This window comes from Pantoea sp., assembly GCF_032114055.1.
Taxonomy (GTDB): domain Bacteria; phylum Pseudomonadota; class Gammaproteobacteria; order Enterobacterales; family Enterobacteriaceae; genus Pantoea.
This window is the reverse complement of record NZ_DAMCTB010000002.1, coordinates 117,702-138,213: the sequence shown is the minus strand read 5'-3', so window position 1 is coordinate 138,213 and position 20,512 is coordinate 117,702. Positions and strand designations below refer to the sequence as shown.

Here is a 20,512-nt window from a genome sequence, read left to right as displayed (position 1 = left end):
AATTACGCTTCAACAACCGCCAGAATGTCGCTCTCAGAGATGATCAGCACCTCTTCGTTATCGATTTTCTCGGTTTTCGCGCCGTAACCTTCGTTGAAGATCACAACATCGCCAACCTTCACGTCCAGCGGCTTAACGTCGCCACTCTCAAGGATGCGGCCGTTGCCGACAGCCAGTACTTCACCACGGGTGGATTTGCCGGCTGCGGAACCGGTCAGCACGATGCCGCCAGCTGATTTAGCTTCAACTTCTTTACGCTTGACGATAACGCGATCGTGCAATGGACGAATTTTCATTTGATAGCTCTCCTTTGAGAAGTCCAATCATTCAGTTTTGGGGTTGAACACCGGGCTGCATGGCTTCCGGCCTCGTGACCTGAGAGATAGGGCCACACCCATCCACTTTCAAGGGGGCGGACAACAAATTTTTTATCCCGACAGGAGAGGTGACTCTTTTTTAAACAGTCGGCAGAGCAAATAAAAACGCAACCCGAAGGTTGCGCTTTTCACAGTCAGGGATGACCGTTAACGATCCTGATGATCGTCGCGGTGCTCAAGGCGATCGCTGTTTTTACGTTCGAACTCACCATCCACCGTATAGCCGCTGTCCGGACCGGCCCCCGGGCCGCGCCACACGCGCAGATGCGGCATCAGTTTCAGCGTCAGATGCTTCTGAACCGGCGGCAGCAGCAGCAGCAGACCCAGCAGGTCGGTAAAGAAGCCCGGCAGCAGCAGCAGAAAACCGGCGATAATAAGCGATACGCTTTTGATCATCTCATTGGCCGGGCTTTCATTACGCGCCAGCTTCTCCTGCATCAGCATGAAGTTTTTCATGCCCTGGTTTTTCACCAGCGAAACCCCGATGCAGGAGGTGAAGATCACCAGCAGCATGGTCAGCAGCACGCCCATGACGTGTGCAACCTGAATAAAGAGGGAAATCTCAATCCAGGCCAGAACAAAAAAGACGACTAACGGTATCCAGCGCACCGAACTCTCCTGTATTTAGGGGCTGAACGGCAGCGTGCCGGTCAGCAGAAAGCGTTCATCCTACAGATGATAAGAAAAGAGATGGGCACCCGCGCCGACATTTTCAACCGATTCTGTCAAATTTATCCTGCGGGGTTAATTTTGTAACCCACTTCACATATCGTTAACCAGGCTGCAGCATTAAGTGATCTGCATGCATGATTTTCACTGGCATCAGAATATGATCGCACACGCCTCTGTGAAGACGGATAATATGTTGGCACGGGTGCACCACGACAAAATAAACACATCCTCTGTGATGGTTAGCGGCAACAACAAGAAGGTTATCATGGCGAACAACATTCGTATCGAAGAAGACCTGTTAGGTATGCGCGAAGTTCCGGCGGATGCCTATTATGGCGTTCATACTCTGCGTGCGATTGAGAATTTCTATATCAGCAACAGTAAAATCAGCGACATACCTGAATTTGTCCGCGGTATGGTGATGGTGAAAAAAGCGGCCGCGATGGCCAACAAAGAGCTGCAGACCATCCCGCGCAGCATTGCCGATACCATCATCAAGGCCTGCGATGAAGTGCTGAACAACGGCCGCTGTATGGACCAGTTCCCCGTGGATGTCTATCAGGGCGGTGCGGGAACCTCGGTCAATATGAACACCAACGAGGTGCTGGCGAATATCGGCCTGGAGCTGATGGGCCACCAGAAAGGGGAATATCAGTACCTGAATCCCAACGACCATGTGAACAAATGCCAGTCAACCAACGATGCCTACCCGACCGGTTTCCGTATCGCGGTTTACAGCTCACTGCTGAAACTGCTGGATGGCATCAGCCAGCTCTCTGAAGGCTTCCAGCATAAGGCCGATGAGTTTCAGACCATCCTGAAAATGGGCCGTACTCAGCTGCAGGATGCGGTGCCGATGACGCTTGGTCAGGAATTTCACGCCTTCAGCGTGCTGCTGAATGAAGAGACGAAAAGCATACTGCGCACCGCCGAACTGCTGCTGGAAGTCAACCTGGGCGCGACCGCTATCGGCACCCGCCTTAATACACCGGATGGCTATCAGCATCTGGCGGTTCAGCGTCTGGCGGAAGTGAGTAACCTGCCGGTGGTGCCTGCGGAAGATCTGATCGAAGCGACCTCCGACTGCGGCGCCTATGTGATGGTTCACTCGTCGCTGAAACGCCTGGCGGTGAAGCTCTCCAAGATCTGTAACGACCTGCGCCTGCTCTCTTCCGGTCCGCGCGCGGGTCTGAACGAAATCAACCTGCCAGAACTGCAGGCAGGCTCGTCCATCATGCCCGCCAAGGTCAACCCGGTGGTGCCGGAGGTGGTTAACCAGGTCTGCTTCAAGGTGATCGGCAACGACATTACGGTCACCATGGCCTCTGAAGCCGGTCAGTTGCAGCTTAACGTGATGGAGCCGGTAATTGGCCAGGCACTTTTTGAGTCAATCAGCATTCTCACCAACGCCTGCTACAACCTGCTGGAGAAGTGCGTCAACGGCATCACCGCCAACCGCGCAGTGTGCGAAGCCTATGTCTTTAACTCCATTGGTATCGTGACTTATCTTAACCCTTACATCGGCCATCACAACGGCGACATCGTTGGTAAAATCTGTGCTGAAACCGGCAAAAGCGTACGCGAGGTGGTGCTGGAGCGCGGTCTGCTGACGGAAAGTGAGCTGGATGATATCTTCTCGGTGCAGAACCTGATGTATCCCGTCTATAAAGCGAAACGTTATACCGACGAAAATGAGCAGTAAGGTCTGACCTGCGCTGGTTAACAAAAGGCACACCGCGATCAACACGGTGTGCCTTTTTTTTTGATACATAACGCCGCAGTCATTACCGGTTTACTTTTCAGGAGTGATTCATGTTTGTGGTTGAGCTACTGATCGTCCTGATGGCGATCTGGTTAGGTGCCCGCCTTGGTGGTATAGGCATCGGATTTGCAGGCGGCATGGGTGTGCTGATCCTGACGCTGGGGTTTGGCATGGCACCCGGCGCGATCCCCTTTGATGTGATTGAAATCATCATGGCGGTGATCGCGGCGATAGCGGCCATGCAGGTGGCGGGCGGGATGGATTATCTGGTGAGCCTGGCGGAACGCCTGCTGCGTCGTCACCCGCGTCACGTCACTCTGCTGGCCCCGCTGGTGACCTACCTGATGACGCTGCTGGCCGGCACCGGACATACCGCATTTTCGACGCTGCCGGTGATCGCTGAAGTGGCAAAAGAGCAAGGGGTGCGCCCCTCCCGGCCGCTGTCGATTGCAGTCGTAGCGTCACAGATTGCGATTACTGCCTCACCGATTTCAGCGGCGGTAGTCTTCTTCGCGACGCTGCTTGAACCGCGTGGCGTCAGCTACATCACCCTGCTGGCGATCACCATTCCCGCCACGATGGTAGGTCTGTTCCTGGCGGCGCTGGTGACAAACTTCCTCGGCAAAGAGTTAAAAGATGATGAGGTTTATCAGGCCCGGCTTGCCAAAGGGGAAACCACCCTGCGCGGTGCCACGCGCTATCAGACAAAACCGGGCGCAAAGCGATCGGTGCTGCTGTTCCTGACGGGCATTGTGGCTGTGGTGCTCTATGCCACCGCGACCAGCGCCAGCGTCGGCCTGATCGTTAATCCGCCTCTGCCGCGCAATGAAGCTATTGTGGTGTTTATGCTGACCATCGCCACGCTGATCAGCCTGAGCTGCAGACTTGATACCAGCGAAATTCTCAGCGCCAGTACCTTTAAGTCAGGCATGAGCGCCTGCATCTGCGTGATGGGCGTCGCCTGGCTGGGCGATACCTTTGTGAAGGCGCATCTGGCCGATATTCAGACCCTGGCGGGCGACACGCTGAAAACTTATCCCTGGATGCTGGCGCTGATTCTGTTTTTCGCCTCCATGCTGCTCTACTCGCAGGCTGCCACCACCAAAGCGTTAATGCCCGCCGCGCTGCTGCTGGGCGTCAGCCCGCTGACGGCGATTGCCTCTTTTGCGGCGGTGTCGGCGCTGTTTGTCCTGCCGACCTACCCGACCCTGCTGGCTGCGGTGGAAATGGATGACACCGGCTCCACCCGGATTGGCAGGTTTGTCTTTAACCACGCCTTTATTATCCCGGGCGTGATCGCCATTGCGCTGACGGTGCTGGCGAGCTTTCTCTTCGGCGGGCTGCTGCTGTAGCGCCGCATCGTGTTAGCGAAGGAGCGTGCTATCATCGACGCTCTTTTAAACAGGAGTTTTCGGATGAATGCTGTCGTTATCCTCTGCACAACGCCCGATCAGGCCACGGCGCAACAGCTCGCGACCCTGGCGCTGGATGCCAGACTGGCGGCTTGTGTAACTCTGCTGCCGGGGGTGACCTCCTGGTATCGCTGGCAGGGAAAGATCGAGCAGAGCCGCGAGGTTCAGATGCTGCTGAAGTGCGACAGCGATCGTCAGCAGGCGCTGTGTGACCTGCTCAAAGCGGCTCATCCTTACGACGTACCCGAACTGCTGGCTCTGCCGGTTCAATATGGAGACAGTGAATACTTGTCATGGCTGCACGCATCTCTCGCTTAATTACGCTCCTGCTGGCACTGTTTATCGGCCTGCAGGCGCACGCATCCCTCTTCTCTGATCCGTCGACCCGCCGCTTCGTGCCGGTCGACCAGGCGTTTACGTTTGACTTCGACCAGCAGGGCGCGCAGCTCAACCTGCACTGGAGGGTCAAATCAGGCTATTACCTCTATCGCCAGCAGATCCACATCACGCCGCAGAACGCGACAATTGCGCCGCTGACGCTGCCTGCCGGGCAGCCGCATGAAGATGAGTTCTTTGGCAAAAGTGAGATCTATCCTGAGGATCTGACGCTCCCGGTCACGCTGCAACAGGCCGCCAGCGGCGCCTCGCTCAGCGTGACCTATCAGGGCTGTGCGGCCGCCGGGTTCTGCTATCCGCCAGAAACCCGCACCGTTCCGCTGAACGCGGTGGCCGCCAGCAGCGTGCCCGCGCAAGCGAAGCCGGAGGCAGCCACCACTGCCACTGACGCTCAGCCCGTGCCCGCAAGCCCGCTGCCTTTTTCTCCGCTCTGGGCGCTGCTAATCGGCATCGGTGTGGCGTTTACGCCCTGCGTGCTGCCGATGTATCCACTGATTTCCGGCATTATCCTTGGCGGACAGCGCCACTATTCGCTGGGCCGGCTGTTTGCGCTGGCGATGGTCTATGTGCAGGGCATGGCGCTGACCTACACGCTGCTGGGGCTGATCGTCGCGGCCGCCGGTCTGCGTTTTCAGGCGGCGCTGCAGCACCCTTATGTACTGGTGACGCTCTCCGTGCTGTTTATCGTGCTGGCCCTGTCGATGTTTGGCCTGTTTACGCTGCAGCTGCCTGCCAGCCTGCAAACCCGCCTGACCCTGTGGAGCAATCGTCAGCAGGGAGGATCGCTGCCCGGCGTCTTCCTGATGGGGGCGCTGGCCGGACTAATCTGTTCGCCCTGCACCACTGCCCCGCTCAGCGCCATCCTGCTTTACATCGCCCAGAGCGGCAATCTGTGGGCCGGTGCCGGTACGCTGTGGCTTTATGCGGTAGGGATGGGATTACCCCTGATCGCCGTTACCCTCTTTGGTAACCGTCTGCTGCCGAAAAGCGGCCCGTGGATGCAGACCGTTAAAGAAGGGTTCGGATTTGTCATCCTGGCCCTGCCGGTATTTTTGCTGGAGCGGGTCATCGGCGATGTCTGGGGATTACGTCTCTGGAGCCTGCTGGGCGTGGCCTTCTTCGGCTGGGCGTTCAGCGTCAGCCTGCGCACGAGCAGCGGTAAATGGCGTGTGGTGCAGATCATCATGCTGGCCGCTGCGCTGATCAGCGCCCGTCCGTTGCAGGATTGGGCCTTTGGCGCTTCTGCCGCGCAGCAGGCCGCGGCCGCGCTGCCGTTTCAGCCAGTTCAGACGCCGCAGCAGCTCGACAGCGCGCTGCAGAAAGCCGGGGGCCGTCTTACCATGGTCGATCTCTATGCTGACTGGTGCGTGGCCTGCAAAGAGTTTGAGAAATATACCTTTAGCGATAGCGCCGTGCGCGATAGCCTGAGTCAGGTTCAGTTACTCCAGGCCAATGTTACGGCCAACAGTGCCAGCGACAACGCGCTGTTGCAGCATCTTCAGGTGCTGGGATTACCGACCCTATTATTCTTTGATGCGCAGGGCCACGAAATACCCGGATCGCGTCTCACCGGGTTTCTCAATGCCGCCGACTTCCGGGCGCATTTGCAGAAACTTTCCCCATAAACAACACTGGAGTCAGATTATTGCCCGGTGATATAGCCGGGCCTGCAGACCAGAGGAGAGACACTTGCAGCGTGAACAGATACTCGAGCATGCCTTGAATGTGCTTGAACAGAACGGCCTCGCCGCCACCCTCTCACTGGAAACCCTGGCGGGTTCCGGATTATCGTCAGAACAGCTTCAGCTCTTCTGGCCCGACCGTGACGCCCTGCTTTATGATGCGCTGCGCTATCACGGGCAGCAGATTGAGACCTGGCGACGTCAGATCCTGCTGGATACGTCGCTGTCGCCGGATCAGAAGCTGATGGCACGCTACGAAGTTCTGGCTGAGCAGGTCAGCAAAGGCCGCTTCCCTGGCTGCCTGTTTATTGCCGCCTGCAGCTTCTATCCGCAGCCCGACCAGCCCATCCATCAACTGGCGGAAAAGCAGAAACGCGGCTCCTGGCAGTTCACCCATGACATTCTGCTGGCGCAGGAGCTCGATAACCCCAGCATGGTCGCCGACCAGATGGAGCTGATCCTGGAGGGCTGTCTCAGCAAGCTGCTGGTGAAACGAAATGTGCAGGATGTCGCCACCGCGCAGCGTCTGGCGGAGGATGTTTACAGCATCGCGCTGTGCCGGAAACAGGGTGCGCTGGCCTGAGGTTTTACGGAGTCTGACTGAAAATCAGGCAATCAGTCACGTTTTCCGGGGTTTTTTCGTGAAAGCCGTTGACGACCCGCGGCCTTTACGGTTTAATGCGCCCCGTTGCCCGAATAGCTCAGTCGGTAGAGCAGGGGATTGAAAATCCCCGTGTCCCTGGTTCGATTCCGGGTTCGGGCACCATATTTAAAGAACCCGCCTCTGGCGGGTTTTTGCTTTTCTGCTGCCACTCCCCTTTTCAGTCGTCCTGCGACCTCCGCTGCATGCGGCAAAGTGCTGCTCCTGACGAATTCGACTAACAGCATCCGACAAAGCGTTTTCCTGAGATTTCTTTGCGGCCTTGCAAATCTGCCTTCCCCGGCAACGTGATATCACTCCTCTTTTTAGTCAGATATGCAGCCTGCCCTGTCTGGCCAGACTGCATATCTGGCATAACAATCTTTTCATTCTCTGACGTTTCAATTCGCTTTCTTTCCCCTCACTCAGCCTCTTTATTCCGTCAGCCTCTCTGGCTACACAGATCAAGCGATAATCCTATCTGTTCTACAAAGGATGCTGCTGTTTGCGCCTTTTGTGGTCTGGACCTTTTGTCCGGAGATCCGGAAAGCTTCGCATTAACAGTTAAAACGATTATTTCTGATCGTTGTCAGAACAGACTCGCAAGGCGAGAGATAACATTCTTATTTTCAGCTTTAAATTAAACGGTGATTAAACCTCTTGCAAACAGACCCTAAAATTCCAATTTGACGACTGACATTAATGAAAGATTTATTTACCTGCCAGAAAGGGAGAAAAATAAATAAAATTTTAACATTAAACTTAAATATAGAATGATTATTTACTCTCTGTCTTAGCACATAATTAAACCCGCAGATGCTTTTTTTAGTAAATAAATTATATAATGCCTCCGTCTTGTTCATTAACAGGAGGAAGCCAGCCCTCACACACCATCCTTTAATGTTCTGCAAGACAGTAATAATCAATGCCGAAAAGTAATGCGTAACTCTTTCAGCACGGCTATCTCATATATTTACAGTAAAAATACTCTCTCTGTTTACTGTCGATTGCGGTTTAAAAATAAAGCGAGCCCAACAATAAAGGTAATCTTATGAAAATGAAATTTAATAAAAAACATCTCCTGGCATTAGGTATTTCAGCGCTTGTTCCAATGAGCTCAGCCCTGGCGGCAACCACCAGTGGTGGCTCTGTTAATTTTAACGGAAGCGTCGTGACATCAGCCTGTGCCATCAGTGCCAACAGCGCAAACATCGATGTTGATATGGGTGAGGTCCGCACGGCTACGCTGGCCGCTGCAGGCAGTGAAGCAAAGGTGGGTAAAACATTCTCTATCGCGCTTGAAGATTGCGCCATTGCTGATACTTCAGCGTCTGCCAGTGCGAATTCTGCTGCCGCTACAACAGTCGCAGTGACCTTTTCAGGAACACCAGACATTCATGACGCCAACAGCCTGGCTGCCGGGGTAAACGGCAGCTCAACATCCGCGCAGAACGTGGCAATTCGTCTTTATGATGAGCAGGGCAATGTCGTGAAGCTGGGTGAGTCGGCGGCAGCGATTCCTCTGCGTAAAGGCTCTAACACACTGAACTTTAGCGCTAAATACTATTCACCAACCGGTGGGGCGACTGCAGGTGATGCCAGTGCCGTCGCCACGTATACCGTAACCTACTCGTAATCGTCATGCCCGGCTTAACAACCGGGCATGAATAGAATTCCGGAGAAAAAATGCGTTCTTTTATCTGGTTTTTTCTGACTGCCATACTGTTTTCATCCACAGCACAGGCGGGTGGTGTGGGATTAGGTGCGACACGGATGGTCTACTCCTCGGATTCAAAGCAATCCACCCTTCAGGTCAGAAATACCCATACGACCGCCTCATTTTTAATTCAGTCCTGGATGGAAACATCCAGCGGTGCGCGTACACAGGATTTTGTTATTACCCCGCCGCTTTATGTTCTGAAACCATCAACTGAAAGCGTGGTGAAAATTATTTTCAACGGTAAGTCTTTGCCACAGGATCGTGAATCTCTCTACTGGCTGACGGTTAAGGCGATTCCGCAACAAATGGAAAATAGTGCAGGCAATTCTCTGCAATTCGCCTCTGCAAATCGCATTAAGGTATTTTACCGTCCCATTTCATTGCGAGGAGATGCTAACCAGGCATGGAAAAAAGTCACTGCCGAATACAGGGCGGGAAATGTCGTCCTCCGCAACCCAACGCCCTATTTCATCACCACTATAAATATGAAAGTAGATGGTAAGGCGGTTAAGCCTGTGATGTTGCCGCCAGAATCAACGCTCACACTGGCGGAAAAATTCAGCCAGCCAGCCTCACTGACTTTTCAGACCATCAATGACTACGGTGCATGGACACCTGAAACCCGCGCTCCATTGAACCGTAACCAGACTCATTAAGGGAGAAATGCGTGAAAAAGAAAATCGTTTGTGCGGTGGTGGCTTGCCATGCTATCGGATATACCACCGCCGCGGAGAGCGATTTACACTTTAATCCCGCCTTTCTGAATGGCGAGAATGCTTCAGCGGCTGACTTATCCTGGGTCAACACAGGCAGCGATTTACCGCCAGGCAAATATAATATCAATGTTTACATCAATAAGAATTATGCCTTCACCGGTAATGTCACCTTTGCAGTGGATAAATCCAATGGGGAAGATGTCACGGCTCCCTGTCTGACAGCCAGCCAGCTTGATGCACTGGGTGTAGATATGTCACAAGCAAAGGGGGTCACGCTGCCGCTGGCTAAGCAGTGCTATTTTCTTAAAACACTGTTCCCTGACAGCAGTACCGACTACAGGACGCAAACCCTTACCCTTGATATCACTCTGCCTCAGAGCAGGATGCACAATCTGCCACGTGGCTATGTCAGCCCGGAGAGCTGGGAATATGGCATTCGCGCCGGATGGCTGAACTATGTCATCAATGGCTCAGATAACACTTACAGAGGCAGGACTGAAACCCGCGATCAACAGCTGTTTGCCAGCCTGAACAGCGGTATAAATCTTGGCGCATGGCGGCTGCGCGACTACTCCACATGGACCAAAGATACGCATAAACTCAACCACGTTCAGACCTGGCTGCAGCGCGATATTCCGGCGCTGGGCGCACAGTTTTATGCCGGGGAAACCTACACTTCATCGCAGGTGTTTGACACCGTAGGGGTTCGCGGACTGACACTGAAAACCGATGACAATATGCTGCCTGCCAGTCTGAGTGGTTACGCACCGGAAGTCCGGGGAATTGCGCGTAGCAGTGCTGTCGTCACCGTGCGGCAGAATGACAATATTATCTATCAGACCAGCGTGTCACCCGGCCCCTTTGTTCTCAGTGACCTCTACCCCACCTCTTCAGGTGGCGATCTCTCGGTGACGGTCAAAGAGAGTGACGGTTACGAAAGCCGGTTTACCGTACCTTTCGCCAGCGTTCCGAATCTGATCCGACCCGGTCAGACTAAATATGCCCTCAGTGCGGGAAAATTCCAGCCGGTAAATAATCAGGACGCGCCAGCCTTTGCCCAGGGTGAACTGTTTTATGGCTGGAAATATGGACTGACTTTTTATGGCGGTGCGCAGTTATCTGAACGCTATCGCGGCGTTGCAGCGGGTATCGGTCAGAACCTGGGGCATCTGGGGGCCTATTCGCTGGATGTCACTCATGCCCTGAGTCAGCTTGCTGATGAGAGACGCTATAGCGGGGACTCGTTGCGTCTGCGCTATAGCAAATTGCTCAATGATATCGGAACACGCATTAACTTCTATTCACTGCGTTACTCCACACAGGGATTCTATAGCCTCAGCGATACTGCGTATAAAAGAATGTATGGTGGCAGACCCGAGCAGGTCGTGGCAGCGGATGGCACGGTCACAACCCGCTATGAAAAAGTCTATGACCTCCGCATGTCACGCAAGACCAGAAATCAGCTACAGCTCACCCAGCCGGTGGACGAATATGGCTCGCTGTCTCTGTCGTGGAACCAGCAAACCTACTGGCGTACCCCGCAAACAACTCAGAGCATCCAGTTCGCGTGGAATACAACCTTCCGTATGGCTTCGCTGGGCGTCAGTTTCCAGCGCAGTACCACACTGTACGATGACCAAAAGGATAACATTGTGGCGTTTTCGCTTTCGCTACCTTTTGGCGATGCCAGAAATTCGACACGCGCGCATTTTTCTACCACGCAGGGAAAATCAGCAGGCACCACCTACAGCGGTGGCGTCAGCGGCTATGTGCCCGGCACCGATGAGCTCTATTACAGCGTCAGTCAGCGCTACAACGCACAACAACAGTATGGCGGCGATGCTGCATTGCAATATAAAAACCAGCGTGGCCAGTACAATCTGGGTTACAGCTATGGACATGATGCCCGCAACCTGAGTTACGGCATCAGCGGAGGAGCAGTACTGCACGAAGATGGCCTGACGCTGAGCCAGCCGCTGGGCAACACGAATATTCTGATCAAAGCACCCGGTGCCAGCGACGTTTCCGTTCTCAACCATCGAAGTATCAAAACCGACAGCAGAGGTTATGCCGTTATTCCTTATGCCACAGCCTATCGTGTGAATCGGGTCGGACTCGATGCCACAACTGCAGGCAGTGATGTGGAACTTGATAACGCCATGATCAGCACAACGCCAACTGACGGCGCATTGGTCAGAGCAACTATCGCCACTCAGCGTGGTGCAAAAGCGATGTTTATTCTGCGGCAGCAGGGTACAGATTTACCGTTTGGTAGCGTCGTTGCATTAGCAGACAGCGAAATTAGCAGCATCGTGGGTGATGGCGGCAGCGTCTATTTATCGGGTCTGCCATTGAAAGGCACCCTTAACGCGGTCTGGGGAAAAGATAACGCAGCACGTTGTACTGTGCACTATCAGCTCAGTAAGCAGGATTTCAATGTCCGTACGGGCCTCTATACCCTGGAGGGAACATGTCAGTAATCCGCCGCCTGGTGTGCCTTACCCTGCTGTTGACCTGCACGATGCCGGTCCGTGGCTACGATGTGCTGGTTTCCGTTACGGGCAATCTGATCGCCAATACCTGCGTGGTCGCTGCGGATTCGCTGGAAAAAAATGTTCCGCTTGGCGCCATCGGTACCAGACAGTTAAACAAAGCGGGCGCGGTAAGCAATATCAAGACGCCTTTTACCCTGACGCTGGAAGCGTGCGGGCCGACGTTTTCCGGGGTGAAGATCCGCTTCAGCGGCACACCGGATGATACTGATCCGCGACTGCTCAAAACGGCAAAAGGCGGCGCAACCGGCGTGGCCGTGCAAATTCTGAATAAAGAGGGGGCACTTGTCCCGCTGGGCACACAGACGACAACTTATGGTGTCGCAGGAAGTGACAGCGTCCAGATAAGTTTCTATGCCCGACTCGCCGCTACAGGCCCTGACGTAACCGCTGGCGACGTTTCAGCTATCGCCACCTGGACCACGGAGTACCAATAATGCGTATTTTACTGCTGCTTGCCTGCTTTCTCACTTCAGCCGGTGCGATGGCGCTGGAGTGGAAATCAGACATCATCCTCTCCCCCAAACCCATGCAATATTCCGGGCCAGCAGACTCCGTAATACCCGGTGAGATCATTGGCTCTGCCTGGAGCGCGACCGCTGATGTCAATCAGGTTTTCTGGTGCGATTTTTTATGGGTCTGTACAAAGGGCACGCTTGAGCCTTCTCCTTCGGCAATACTGAGCGGTGCGACAGTGACTGTCGATGGCGTTAACTACACGATTTTTGAAACAGGCGTACCTGGCGTAGGCTACATTATTGGCCTGAAAGATTTTAACGGCTCGAATTATGTTCCATTGCAATCGGGCGTTACTCAGAGTTATCCCGCGCAAGGAACAGCAGGCCTTGCGCAGGATCTGGGCTGGTCAGCAAAAGTAACCTTTATTAAAACGGGAGCCGCACTGAAATCGGGCGTGTACACCACACCAACTATCCATGCCGCCATTCTGACTGCTTACAATTACAATAGTGAATTCAAAACGGCGCAGGTCATTATTAATCCTGCCACTATTACGGTGGCTGCCAGCGGTTGTACGGTCAATACTAAAAGTGCCAATGTCGATCTGGGCACGCTCGACATCCGTACACTGTCTGCGGTTGGCAGTACCTCACCGGCCGGGGCATTCAATGTCACGCTGACCTGTGACCAGCAGATTGCGGTCAATGCGGTGATGACTGACCAGACGACGCCCGCTAATCGCTCGTCGGTGGTCACACTGACCGGCGATTCAACGGCCTCAGGCGTGGGGGTCCAGTTTTTCTACAATGGTATCGGCCCGCTGAATATGGGCCCCGACAGTTCGGCTTCAGGTACGCTTAACCAGTTCTTTATCCAGACCACGTCGTCAGCAAAACAGGTATTGTCACTGCCTTTCCAGACGCACTATATCCGTACAGGTGACCTGGTTCCCGGCACCGCAAATGCTCTGGCGAGTATTACTTTTTCCTATCAGTAAACAGTGCGCACAGACCGGCTATCGCGGGCTTTTAAAATCGAAGCCCGCGCCTTTATAACTGGTCACAGGTGAACGCCGGATGCCCTGTCCGGCGGACATCCCCCTCTCCACGCTGGCTTAAGCGCCTTCAGCATGCAACCCACGTCGCGCCGGCATCCGCTGATTCCACACACCTGGCGACCCAGCGCACGCCCATTACCCCTGCATGGACATCGGGATACCAGAAATCCTGCAGAAAAGCGAGGTCGCGGCGATCGGTAGCGTCCATTGCCAGCGCGAAACGGCGATAAAGGTTCGACCAGGCTTCAAACAGACCTTCAGCATGTCCGCCGCCGATACGATCCTCTGCCAGCGCTTTCGGACTGAGATAGGGCATACCGCGTTCCAGAATCCGCACCGGTTCGCCCTGTACTTCAAAACGGAGCTGGTTAGGCTGCTCATCCCACCACTCCAGGCTGGCTTTCGACCCGACAATCCGAATCTTCTGCCCGTGCATCGATCCGGCATTGACCGCCGATGCCCAGAGCGTACCGACGGCACCATTGTCATACTCCATCATCACAAAGGCGTTATCCTCCAGTGGCGCACGCGAGGCAACAAAACTCTGCCGCGAACAGAGCAGGCGCGTCATCCTCAGTTTTGGCAGCAGGATTTCGGCGATAAACAGCGGATGGGTCGCCAGATCGCCTAATACGTAACTCGGGCCGACAAAGCGCGGATCGACCCGCCAGCGGGTGCTTTCACTCTGCAGCTCTACCGCTTCATGATGAAAACCGTGCGCAAACTGCATGTTGACGAGACGAATCTCACCCAGCGCCTCTTCAGCAATCATCTCTCTGGCCTGATAAATCAGCTGATGCCCGGCGTACCCGTAGGTAACGCCCACAATCTTCTGCTTCTCGCGGCTCAGCTTTTCCAGCTCGTCAGCCTCTTCGACCGTAAAACAGAGCGGCTTCTCGCACACCACATGCAACCCGGCATTAAGCGCCGCCCGGCAAATCGCAAAATGTGTATTGTTCGGCGTGGCGATCGACACTGCTTCGATCCCATCATCGCGTACGGCTTCTCCGGCGAACAGGCTGGCATAATCGGGGTAACAGCGTTCAGGCTCCACACCCAGCGCCTGACCAAACGCCGCGCCGCGCGCCGCATCGATATCAAACGCGCCGGCCAGCAGCGTAAAATTACCGTCGCGCTGTGCCGCAGAGCGGTGAATATAGCCTATCTGACTGGTACCGCCGCCGCCGACCATGCCCCAGCGCAGTGAACGGTTCAAAACCTTTTTACCATTAATCATCCTGTTGTCCTCAGAATCCGGTTGATCGGAGATAGTCCAGGCTCGCCTTAACATCGCGCAGACTGGTGTCGGCATGACGTGGATCGCGTTCCTGTTCAATGGTGATCCAGCCCTGATAATGACGCTCACTTAGCAGCCTCTGCACCGCCGGATAGTCAATCGCGCCCTGCCCGAGCGGGCACATTACCCCCTGTGCGCAGGCGGCGAAAAAGTCGAGCCCGCGAGAAAGGGCATCCCGCCAGACAGAGTGATTGATGTCTTTAAAATGGAGATAGTCGATGCGGTCCCAGTAGTGCTGCAGTGAAGCAACCGGGTCCATCCCGGCGTAACAGAGGTGGCCGGTATCCAGGCATAAACCGGCGACCTGATGTGGAATATCCCTGACCAGTTGCGCAAGCTCATCGGCGAATTCAATGCAGCCACCGGCGTGCGGATGGATTACCGGCCGCACACCATACTCCTGCCGGGCGATCTCGCTCAGAATGGTAATGTGCTGCATCATGCGCTGCCACTCATCCGCAGAGAGCCGGGGGGCCTTATCTGACTGTCCGGCATATTTCGCCCGCACCGGATTCCCGAAATCGATAATCACCAGATAGGGTGCGCTGGCCCCCGGGGTTTTCGACGCTGTCGGGACGCAGGCGAGCGTGCGACAGAGGTTGTGGGTTAGCGTCACCAGCGTGGGGAAATGGGCCTCGCTGACCAGATCGTCAAAGAGGGTGCCTGCCACCAGCGAAAGCTGATGCGCATTGAGCTGCCGGGTCAGCTCAGCCGGATCGGTGGGCAGGTAGCCCCACGGCCCCAGTTCGATAGCCGGATAGCCCGCCTGCGCGGCCTCCGACAGGACCTTCTGCCACGGTGGCAGCCAGGGATTGGCGGGATCGTCCACGCCCCAGCTACAGGGCGCATTAGCAATATGAAAGGTCATGGTGTCTGCCTCTGCAGTAAGAACTGCTGGCAGTATCAAACAAAAATTTCATCTCAGACAACGATGAAAGTTTCATTTTTTGATAAAGATCGCTTTTAAAAATATCAATTAATGATAACTTTCTATCGCTCAAAAACTAACCTCTTATTTCTACAGGTTTTCCCGCGTCACAATTTCAAAGGGCACGATAATCTGCGCAAAGTGATCCCGCGGCTCTATCCGCCCGTTCACACAGGTTGCAACCACCGCTTCGGCCATCGCTTTAATGCGGTGGCGCAGCATCAGCGTGATGGTGCCGTCAATCAGCGCCAGCTCGTCGCCGGGCAGCGGACCGTGGCACACCAGATCAATCTGCGTGCGTCCGCTCTCCCGCAGCGCCTGTACCACGCCCTCAATGCCGCCGCAGGGGGCATAAATCATTACCAGATCGTCATGGTTCTCCAGCAGCGTCCGGGTAGCCTGATAGCCCCCTTCTGCCGTCTCGTGCGTTTTCAGCGGCTCCAGCACGCGCTGGCTGATGCCCGACTCACGCAGGGAGGAGCGAAAACTGATTTCGCTGCTCTCCTGACAGGTAAAGCGATGGTCGCCGATCAGCACGCCAACGCATCCTGGCCGGCGTAGCAGGTGGCGGGCCATCCAGGCAGCAGTGCGTCCCGCCTTCTGACTGTCGATGCCGATAAACCCCGCATGTTCACAGGCGGAGAAGTCGGAGAACAGAGCGTAAACCCGCACGCCGAGCCGCGAAACATCCTGAATCGCGTGACGAATCAGCGGATGATCCAGTGCCACCAGCGCGATCACGTCGCAGCACTGCGCCAGCTGCCGTAGTGAACGAGCAACCGCCTCCACGTCATGGATGTCATGCCAGCAGAAGGCCGGTTCACTGCCCGCAGGCTGCTGCTGTTTCGCCTGCTGTTTCAGCGCCTCGCCCAGTTGCTGATAGAGCGAATAGCGCGCGGGCAGCAGGATAAAGCCAAAGCGTAACGCCTGCGCGGCGGGCGGCGCGACATGCTGGCTGTGTGCCTGTGTCAGCTGATAGCCCAGCGACCTGGCGGCCGCCATTACCTTCTGCTCTGTGGTGCTGCGCACCGGTGCGCGACGGTTCAGCACCCGATCCACCGTAGCTACCCCTACGCCCGCCGCCTGTGCAACGGCGGCCATCGTCACTTTTGGCATACCCCTTTTCCTTCTTTACGCTCTGTTATGGTTAGTGGCAGTAACACTCTATCGCGGTGCCACCTTTTCCTCTCATTGATTTGATAGAAAACATCACATAAAGTTGATCGCTTTCGCAAAAATGAAACATCTGTTTCTTTCTGCATTCTCTTTAAAACAGTCATTTGCTAAAACCGGTGAAAGGCTCCTGCAAAAGCGGCGCACAGACAGGCGTCCTCTTCAGTCAGGGACCGTTTCTTCAACCTTGCCGGAGCAGAAAGATGAAAATCGCTTTTGATGTGGATGTGATTAAAGAGTCAGGCATCACCCGAATGGTTCATCAGGTTGCGGAATGGGGATACCGATATATCGAGCAATCGCCGCATCCGCAGATCAATCCCTTTTATAAGCACCCTAAAGCCAGCCGTGAAATCATCACCGAGTACAAAAATGCCCTGCGTTCCACCGGTCTGGAGATCTCCTCATTTATCGTCGTCTATCGCTGGTCGGGTCCGGATGAGCTGCGTCGTCAGGCCGCGGTCAAAAACTGGAAACGGATGATAGAGATTGCGGTTGAAATGGGCGTGCAGGTAATAAACACCGAGCTCTCCGGCAATCCTAACGAGCCAGAAATCTGTGAAGAGATGTTCTATCGTTCAATGGAGGAACTGCTGCCGATCATCGAACGTGAAGGTATTCGCGTCGAAATTCAGGCACATCCGTGGGATTTCTGCGAACAGAACAATGAAACGGTCGATATCGTTAAATCGTTCCGCAGCGACAATGTTAAATATATCTACAGCGCGCCCCACACTTTCTTTTATGACAAAGGTAAAGGGGATGTGAAGCCGATGCTGGAATATGCCGGAGACGATCTGTCTCACGTGCTGATCGCCGATACCATGAATCACACCCGGCACTGCCGCTACATCGTAAACCCACCAGGGGTGGACGCCGCCGTTCACCAGCATGTTGGTGTGGGTGAAGGCGAAGTGGACTTCAGCACTCTGTTTAAAACGCTGCGCGACACCGGCTTTGCCACCCGGACACATAAAGTGGGCGGTGAATCGATTATCGCCGCGTCTCTGTTTGGCTACCCGGAAAAAATGAAGGTACAGGCTATCGAAACCCGCGAACGGATTGAGCGGGAACTGCTTTAAACCTGCCTGCCGTGCAGTGGTCGCCTGCTGCACGGTATAGCCTGATCAGAACCATCACCCCTCCGCCTGACACACTTTTATGCACTTTTCTCTGACGCCGCAGCCCGCCTGACCCCGGCGCGGCGCGGCACGCCTGCGCGCAGCCAGCAGAGTTAAACCGCCTTCGCAGCACCTGCTACACTCCAGACCAATCCTCACATCACAAGGCGAACTTTCATTATGTCGGAAAATGCATATCAGCCCGCAAAAGTCTGGACCTGGGATCCTGAAGCTAAAGGCAACGGTGCGAAGACGAACCGTCCGTTCGCGGGGCCTACCCATGAAAAAGCGCTGCCGGTCGGTAAACATCCCCTGCAGCTTTACTCACTGGGCACACCAAACGGCCAGAAAGTGACGATCCTGCTGGAAGAGCTGCTGGCGCTGAACGTAAACGATGCAGAATATGATGCCTGGCTGATTCGTATCGGCGATGGCGATCAGTTCTCCAGTGGTTTTGTCGACGTGAACCCGAACTCGAAAATTCCGGCGCTGAGCGACCACTCGGCTACGCCTCCTGTCCGGGTATTTGAGTCGGGCAATATCCTGCTTTATCTGGCAGAAAAATATGGTTACTTCCTGCCGAAAGATATTGCTGCCCGCACCGAAACCCTGAACTGGCTGTTCTGGCTGCAGGGCTCCGCACCTTATCTGGGTGGTGGTTTCGGTCATTTCTATCATTACGCGCCGGAAAAAATTGAGTACGCCATCAATCGCTTTACGCTGGAAGCGAAGCGTCAGCTTGACGTACTGGATCGTCAGCTGGCAGACAACCGCTATCTGGCTGGTGAGGATTATACCATCGCTGACATCGCCACCTGGCCGTGGTACGGCAACATGGTGCTGAACGATCAGTATGGCGCTGCCGAATTCCTGGATGTGCAGTCCTATAAAAATGTGGTGCGCTGGGCGAAAGAGATCGCGCAGCGCCCTGCCGTTATACGTGGCCGCAAGGTCAACCGTGTGATGGGTGATCCGGCCGATCAGCTGCATGAGCGTCATGATGCTGCTGACTTCGATACCCGGACTCAGGATAAAAAAGCCTAAGGAGAAATCTGTGAGTGCATACGTTGTTTTTATTCGTGATAACACCCTGAACCAGGATGAAATGGCGATCTACGCCGAAAAAGCGGGCCAGGCGCGGGGTGATCATCAGATCAATCCACTCGCTTTTTATGGCGAGCTGGAGACGCTGGAAGGTCAGGAAGCAGAAGGCGTGGTCATTCTGGAGTTTGCGAGCCGTGAAGCTGCACACGCCTGGTACGACAGCCCGGAATATCAGGCGGCCAAAGCGCATCGTCTGAAAGGCGCTAACTACCGCGTCGTGCTGGTTGAAGGTGTCGATAAGTAAGTAGCAGAAAACAGGGCGGCCGCCGCGCCGCCTTTTTTTACTGCAGATTGATTCGCGCCACGCCATCCTGCGCCCGGCCGCTGTTATCCTCACTGCGCTCCTGTTTCAGGGTAACAAACAGCGTCTGCCCATCCGGTGTAACCAGCAGATTTTCAGGATGCCCCTCGAATGACCAGCTGTTTTTAATCTCATAAGTCGTGCCATCCAGCTGCAGTACCTTCTTCGACGCGCGCTGGCTGATGTAGATTTCATTGCGCTTACCGTTAAATTTAATACTCCATGAATCGCCCGGCACCAGACTCTGGATCACCTGACCACTCCGCTCATCAAATACCTGTACCTGTCCGGTCCGGGAACGCGCCGTGACAAACAACCGGCCCGTCGCCGGATCTTCGGCCATGTGGAGGAACGGATCGGCCTGTCCATTACCCGCCGTCAGACGCTGCTCAATCCGGTGATTACGCGGATTGATGACCAGGATTTCTCCGCTGCCATTTGTCGCGTAAATCCGGTCGCTGACCGGTGAAAACAGGAGCCCGGCGATCGCGTTTCCGGCCGCGGTAATCCGGGCCTTCAGTTTCAGGGTTTTCGCCTGCACGACCCAGATCACCCCCGAATCACCGGCATCACCCACATAGAGCAGGCCCTCATGCAGCAAAATTTCATGCGGATGACAGGGCTGACCATTCTGATCTTTCTCATTCAGAATCAGGCGTTTCAGCACCCTGCCGTTTGCCGGATCGATCGCGGTGATCGCGCCATCAAAGGCGTTGGTGGCATAAAGCGTACTGCCGTCCGGCTCGCCGATCAGCCCCACATTTTTCAGATCGAAGTGTCCAGCCCCACGACTCTGCAGCGTAGTCGCATCAAGCCGATGGATCATGCCGCCGCTGATCGTTTCTGACGCCTGCGCACTGGCGATGTAAAGCGCGTTGGTTGCGGCCAGATAGACCATCTTCTGCACGCCCTCTTCCAGCTCACGCTGGATCAGATTATCCGGACTGGAGGGCTGTATCACCACCGCACCGCTGCCATCCACTTTTTTCGTTGTGGTCTGACATCCGGTCAGGCTGAAGACGCTGACCACCGCCAGGGCAAGGGCCAGCTTATGCAGGCTGAACAACGCTTTCATGCTTAACACCTCTGTCGATCTGCTGCTCCGGGCGGGCTGCAGCAGACCCGGCAGGCTGAAATAAAAAG

General features: G+C 55.0%; 19 protein-coding genes and 1 tRNA gene. 14 read left to right on the top strand and 6 right to left on the bottom strand.

Annotated features, from left to right (window positions below):
- Positions 1-2 precede the first annotated feature (2 nt).
- Together RT657_RS04780 and RT657_RS04775 are read right to left on the bottom strand one after the other, a co-directional pair.
- Positions 3-296, bottom strand: coding sequence for a co-chaperone GroES (locus RT657_RS04780; protein ID WP_003848316.1), 294 nt, complete (start codon positions 294-296; stop codon positions 3-5).
- Between the two features lie 228 nt (positions 297-524).
- Entirely contained in the window at positions 525-986 is a 462-nt protein-coding gene (locus RT657_RS04775; RefSeq protein WP_313652844.1) for an FxsA family protein, read from the bottom strand.
- A gap of 328 nt (positions 987-1,314) precedes the next feature.
- On the opposite strand from RT657_RS04775, the gene aspA reads away from it, so the two are divergent.
- The 11 genes from aspA to RT657_RS04720 all read left to right on the top strand — a co-directional run bounded on the left by aspA (position 1,315) and on the right by RT657_RS04720 (position 13,385).
- Entirely contained in the window at positions 1,315-2,751 is a 1,437-nt protein-coding gene (aspA, locus tag RT657_RS04770) for an aspartate ammonia-lyase (RefSeq protein ID WP_313652843.1), read from the top strand.
- A 110-nt stretch (positions 2,752-2,861) separates the two neighbouring features.
- Positions 2,862-4,163, top strand: coding sequence for an anaerobic C4-dicarboxylate transporter (locus tag RT657_RS04765; RefSeq protein ID WP_313652842.1), 1,302 nt, complete (start codon positions 2,862-2,864; stop codon positions 4,161-4,163).
- Between the two features lie 63 nt (positions 4,164-4,226).
- Positions 4,227-4,541 (top strand): divalent cation tolerance protein CutA, encoded by a 315-nt coding sequence (gene cutA, locus RT657_RS04760; protein WP_313652840.1) that lies wholly within the window; start codon positions 4,227-4,229, stop codon positions 4,539-4,541.
- Entirely contained in the window at positions 4,517-6,244 is a 1,728-nt protein-coding gene (locus RT657_RS04755) for a protein-disulfide reductase DsbD (protein WP_313652838.1), read from the top strand. The genes cutA and RT657_RS04755 overlap by 25 nt, the downstream gene beginning before the upstream one ends.
- A 64-nt stretch (positions 6,245-6,308) precedes the next feature.
- Positions 6,309-6,884: a division control transcriptional repressor DicD gene (gene dicD, locus RT657_RS04750; protein WP_313652836.1), complete on the top strand. Its 576-nt coding sequence runs from the start codon at positions 6,309-6,311 to the stop codon at positions 6,882-6,884.
- A gap of 107 nt (positions 6,885-6,991) precedes the next feature.
- A tRNA-Phe gene (locus tag RT657_RS04745) sits at positions 6,992-7,067 on the top strand.
- A gap of 925 nt (positions 7,068-7,992) precedes the next feature.
- Positions 7,993-8,577, top strand: a complete 585-nt coding sequence (locus RT657_RS04740; protein ID WP_313652835.1) for a fimbrial protein — start codon at positions 7,993-7,995, stop codon at positions 8,575-8,577.
- Between the two features lie 50 nt (positions 8,578-8,627).
- Positions 8,628-9,317, top strand: coding sequence for a molecular chaperone (locus tag RT657_RS04735; RefSeq protein WP_313652833.1), 690 nt, complete (start codon positions 8,628-8,630; stop codon positions 9,315-9,317).
- Positions 9,318-9,328: 11 nt separating this feature from the next.
- Complete coding sequence (locus RT657_RS04730) at positions 9,329-11,857, top strand: fimbria/pilus outer membrane usher protein (RefSeq protein ID WP_313652831.1); 2,529 nt, start codon at positions 9,329-9,331, stop codon at positions 11,855-11,857.
- A complete protein-coding gene (locus tag RT657_RS04725) occupies positions 11,848-12,366 on the top strand; it encodes a fimbrial protein (protein WP_313652830.1) in 519 nt (172 codons plus the stop codon). Before RT657_RS04730 ends, RT657_RS04725 begins: the two co-directional genes overlap by 10 nt.
- Positions 12,366-13,385, top strand: coding sequence for a fimbrial protein (locus tag RT657_RS04720; RefSeq protein WP_313652829.1), 1,020 nt, complete (start codon positions 12,366-12,368; stop codon positions 13,383-13,385). Before RT657_RS04725 ends, RT657_RS04720 begins: the two co-directional genes overlap by 1 nt.
- Positions 13,386-13,512: 127 nt before the next feature.
- Here RT657_RS04720 and RT657_RS04715 read toward each other — a convergent pair whose 3' ends face one another.
- From RT657_RS04715 to RT657_RS04705, 3 genes are all read right to left on the bottom strand, one after another.
- Positions 13,513-14,682 carry a Gfo/Idh/MocA family oxidoreductase gene (locus RT657_RS04715; RefSeq protein WP_313652828.1) on the bottom strand — a complete coding sequence of 390 codons (1,170 nt, stop codon included), beginning with the start codon at positions 14,680-14,682 and terminating at the stop codon, positions 13,513-13,515.
- Positions 14,683-14,692: 10 nt separating this feature from the next.
- Positions 14,693-15,610 carry a TIM barrel protein gene (locus RT657_RS04710; RefSeq protein ID WP_313652827.1) on the bottom strand — a complete coding sequence of 306 codons (918 nt, stop codon included), beginning with the start codon at positions 15,608-15,610 and terminating at the stop codon, positions 14,693-14,695.
- 150 nt (positions 15,611-15,760) lie between these two features.
- Positions 15,761-16,786 (bottom strand): LacI family DNA-binding transcriptional regulator, encoded by a 1,026-nt coding sequence (locus RT657_RS04705; RefSeq protein ID WP_313652826.1) that lies wholly within the window; start codon positions 16,784-16,786, stop codon positions 15,761-15,763.
- Positions 16,787-17,046: 260 nt separating this feature from the next.
- Between RT657_RS04705 and RT657_RS04700 the strand changes: the two genes are divergently transcribed.
- The 3 genes from RT657_RS04700 to RT657_RS04690 all read left to right on the top strand — a co-directional run bounded on the left by RT657_RS04700 (position 17,047) and on the right by RT657_RS04690 (position 19,312).
- Complete coding sequence (locus RT657_RS04700; RefSeq protein ID WP_313652825.1) at positions 17,047-17,925, top strand: sugar phosphate isomerase/epimerase; 879 nt, start codon at positions 17,047-17,049, stop codon at positions 17,923-17,925.
- Positions 17,926-18,144: 219 nt separating this feature from the next.
- On the top strand, positions 18,145-19,008 hold the full coding sequence (gene yghU / locus RT657_RS04695; RefSeq protein WP_313652823.1) for a glutathione-dependent disulfide-bond oxidoreductase: 864 nt from the start codon (positions 18,145-18,147) through the stop codon (positions 19,006-19,008).
- Positions 19,009-19,018: 10 nt separating this feature from the next.
- A complete protein-coding gene (locus RT657_RS04690; RefSeq protein WP_313652822.1) occupies positions 19,019-19,312 on the top strand; it encodes a DUF1330 domain-containing protein in 294 nt (97 codons plus the stop codon).
- 37 nt (positions 19,313-19,349) lie between these two features.
- On the opposite strand, the gene RT657_RS04685 is transcribed toward RT657_RS04690, so the two are convergent.
- Positions 19,350-20,444, bottom strand: a complete 1,095-nt coding sequence (locus RT657_RS04685) for a YncE family protein (protein WP_313652821.1) — start codon at positions 20,442-20,444, stop codon at positions 19,350-19,352.
- Positions 20,445-20,512: the final 68 nt, after the last annotated feature.

Bases quoted from the DNA above. Each gene is read 5' to 3' on its own strand.
- RT657_RS04755 (WP_313652838.1), top strand. From the start codon at position 4,517: ATGGCTGCACGCATCTCTCGCTTAATTACGCTCCTGCTGGCACTGTTT.
- yghU (WP_313652823.1), top strand. From the start codon at position 18,145: ATGTCGGAAAATGCATATCAGCCCGCAAAAGTCTGGACCTGGGATCCT.
- RT657_RS04705 (WP_313652826.1), bottom strand. From the start codon at position 16,786: ATGCCAAAAGTGACGATGGCCGCCGTTGCACAGGCGGCGGGCGTAGGG.
- RT657_RS04715 (WP_313652828.1), bottom strand. From the start codon at position 14,682: ATGATTAATGGTAAAAAGGTTTTGAACCGTTCACTGCGCTGGGGCATG.
- RT657_RS04700 (WP_313652825.1), top strand. From the start codon at position 17,047: ATGAAAATCGCTTTTGATGTGGATGTGATTAAAGAGTCAGGCATCACC.
- aspA (WP_313652843.1), top strand. From the start codon at position 1,315: ATGGCGAACAACATTCGTATCGAAGAAGACCTGTTAGGTATGCGCGAA.
- RT657_RS04720 (WP_313652829.1), top strand. From the start codon at position 12,366: ATGCGTATTTTACTGCTGCTTGCCTGCTTTCTCACTTCAGCCGGTGCG.
- RT657_RS04725 (WP_313652830.1), top strand. From the start codon at position 11,848: ATGTCAGTAATCCGCCGCCTGGTGTGCCTTACCCTGCTGTTGACCTGC.
- cutA (WP_313652840.1), top strand. From the start codon at position 4,227: ATGAATGCTGTCGTTATCCTCTGCACAACGCCCGATCAGGCCACGGCG.
- RT657_RS04765 (WP_313652842.1), top strand. From the start codon at position 2,862: ATGTTTGTGGTTGAGCTACTGATCGTCCTGATGGCGATCTGGTTAGGT.
- RT657_RS04710 (WP_313652827.1), bottom strand. From the start codon at position 15,610: ATGACCTTTCATATTGCTAATGCGCCCTGTAGCTGGGGCGTGGACGAT.
- RT657_RS04780 (WP_003848316.1), bottom strand. From the start codon at position 296: ATGAAAATTCGTCCATTGCACGATCGCGTTATCGTCAAGCGTAAAGAA.
- RT657_RS04735 (WP_313652833.1), top strand. From the start codon at position 8,628: ATGCGTTCTTTTATCTGGTTTTTTCTGACTGCCATACTGTTTTCATCC.
- RT657_RS04740 (WP_313652835.1), top strand. From the start codon at position 7,993: ATGAAAATGAAATTTAATAAAAAACATCTCCTGGCATTAGGTATTTCA.
- RT657_RS04685 (WP_313652821.1), bottom strand. From the start codon at position 20,444: ATGAAAGCGTTGTTCAGCCTGCATAAGCTGGCCCTTGCCCTGGCGGTG.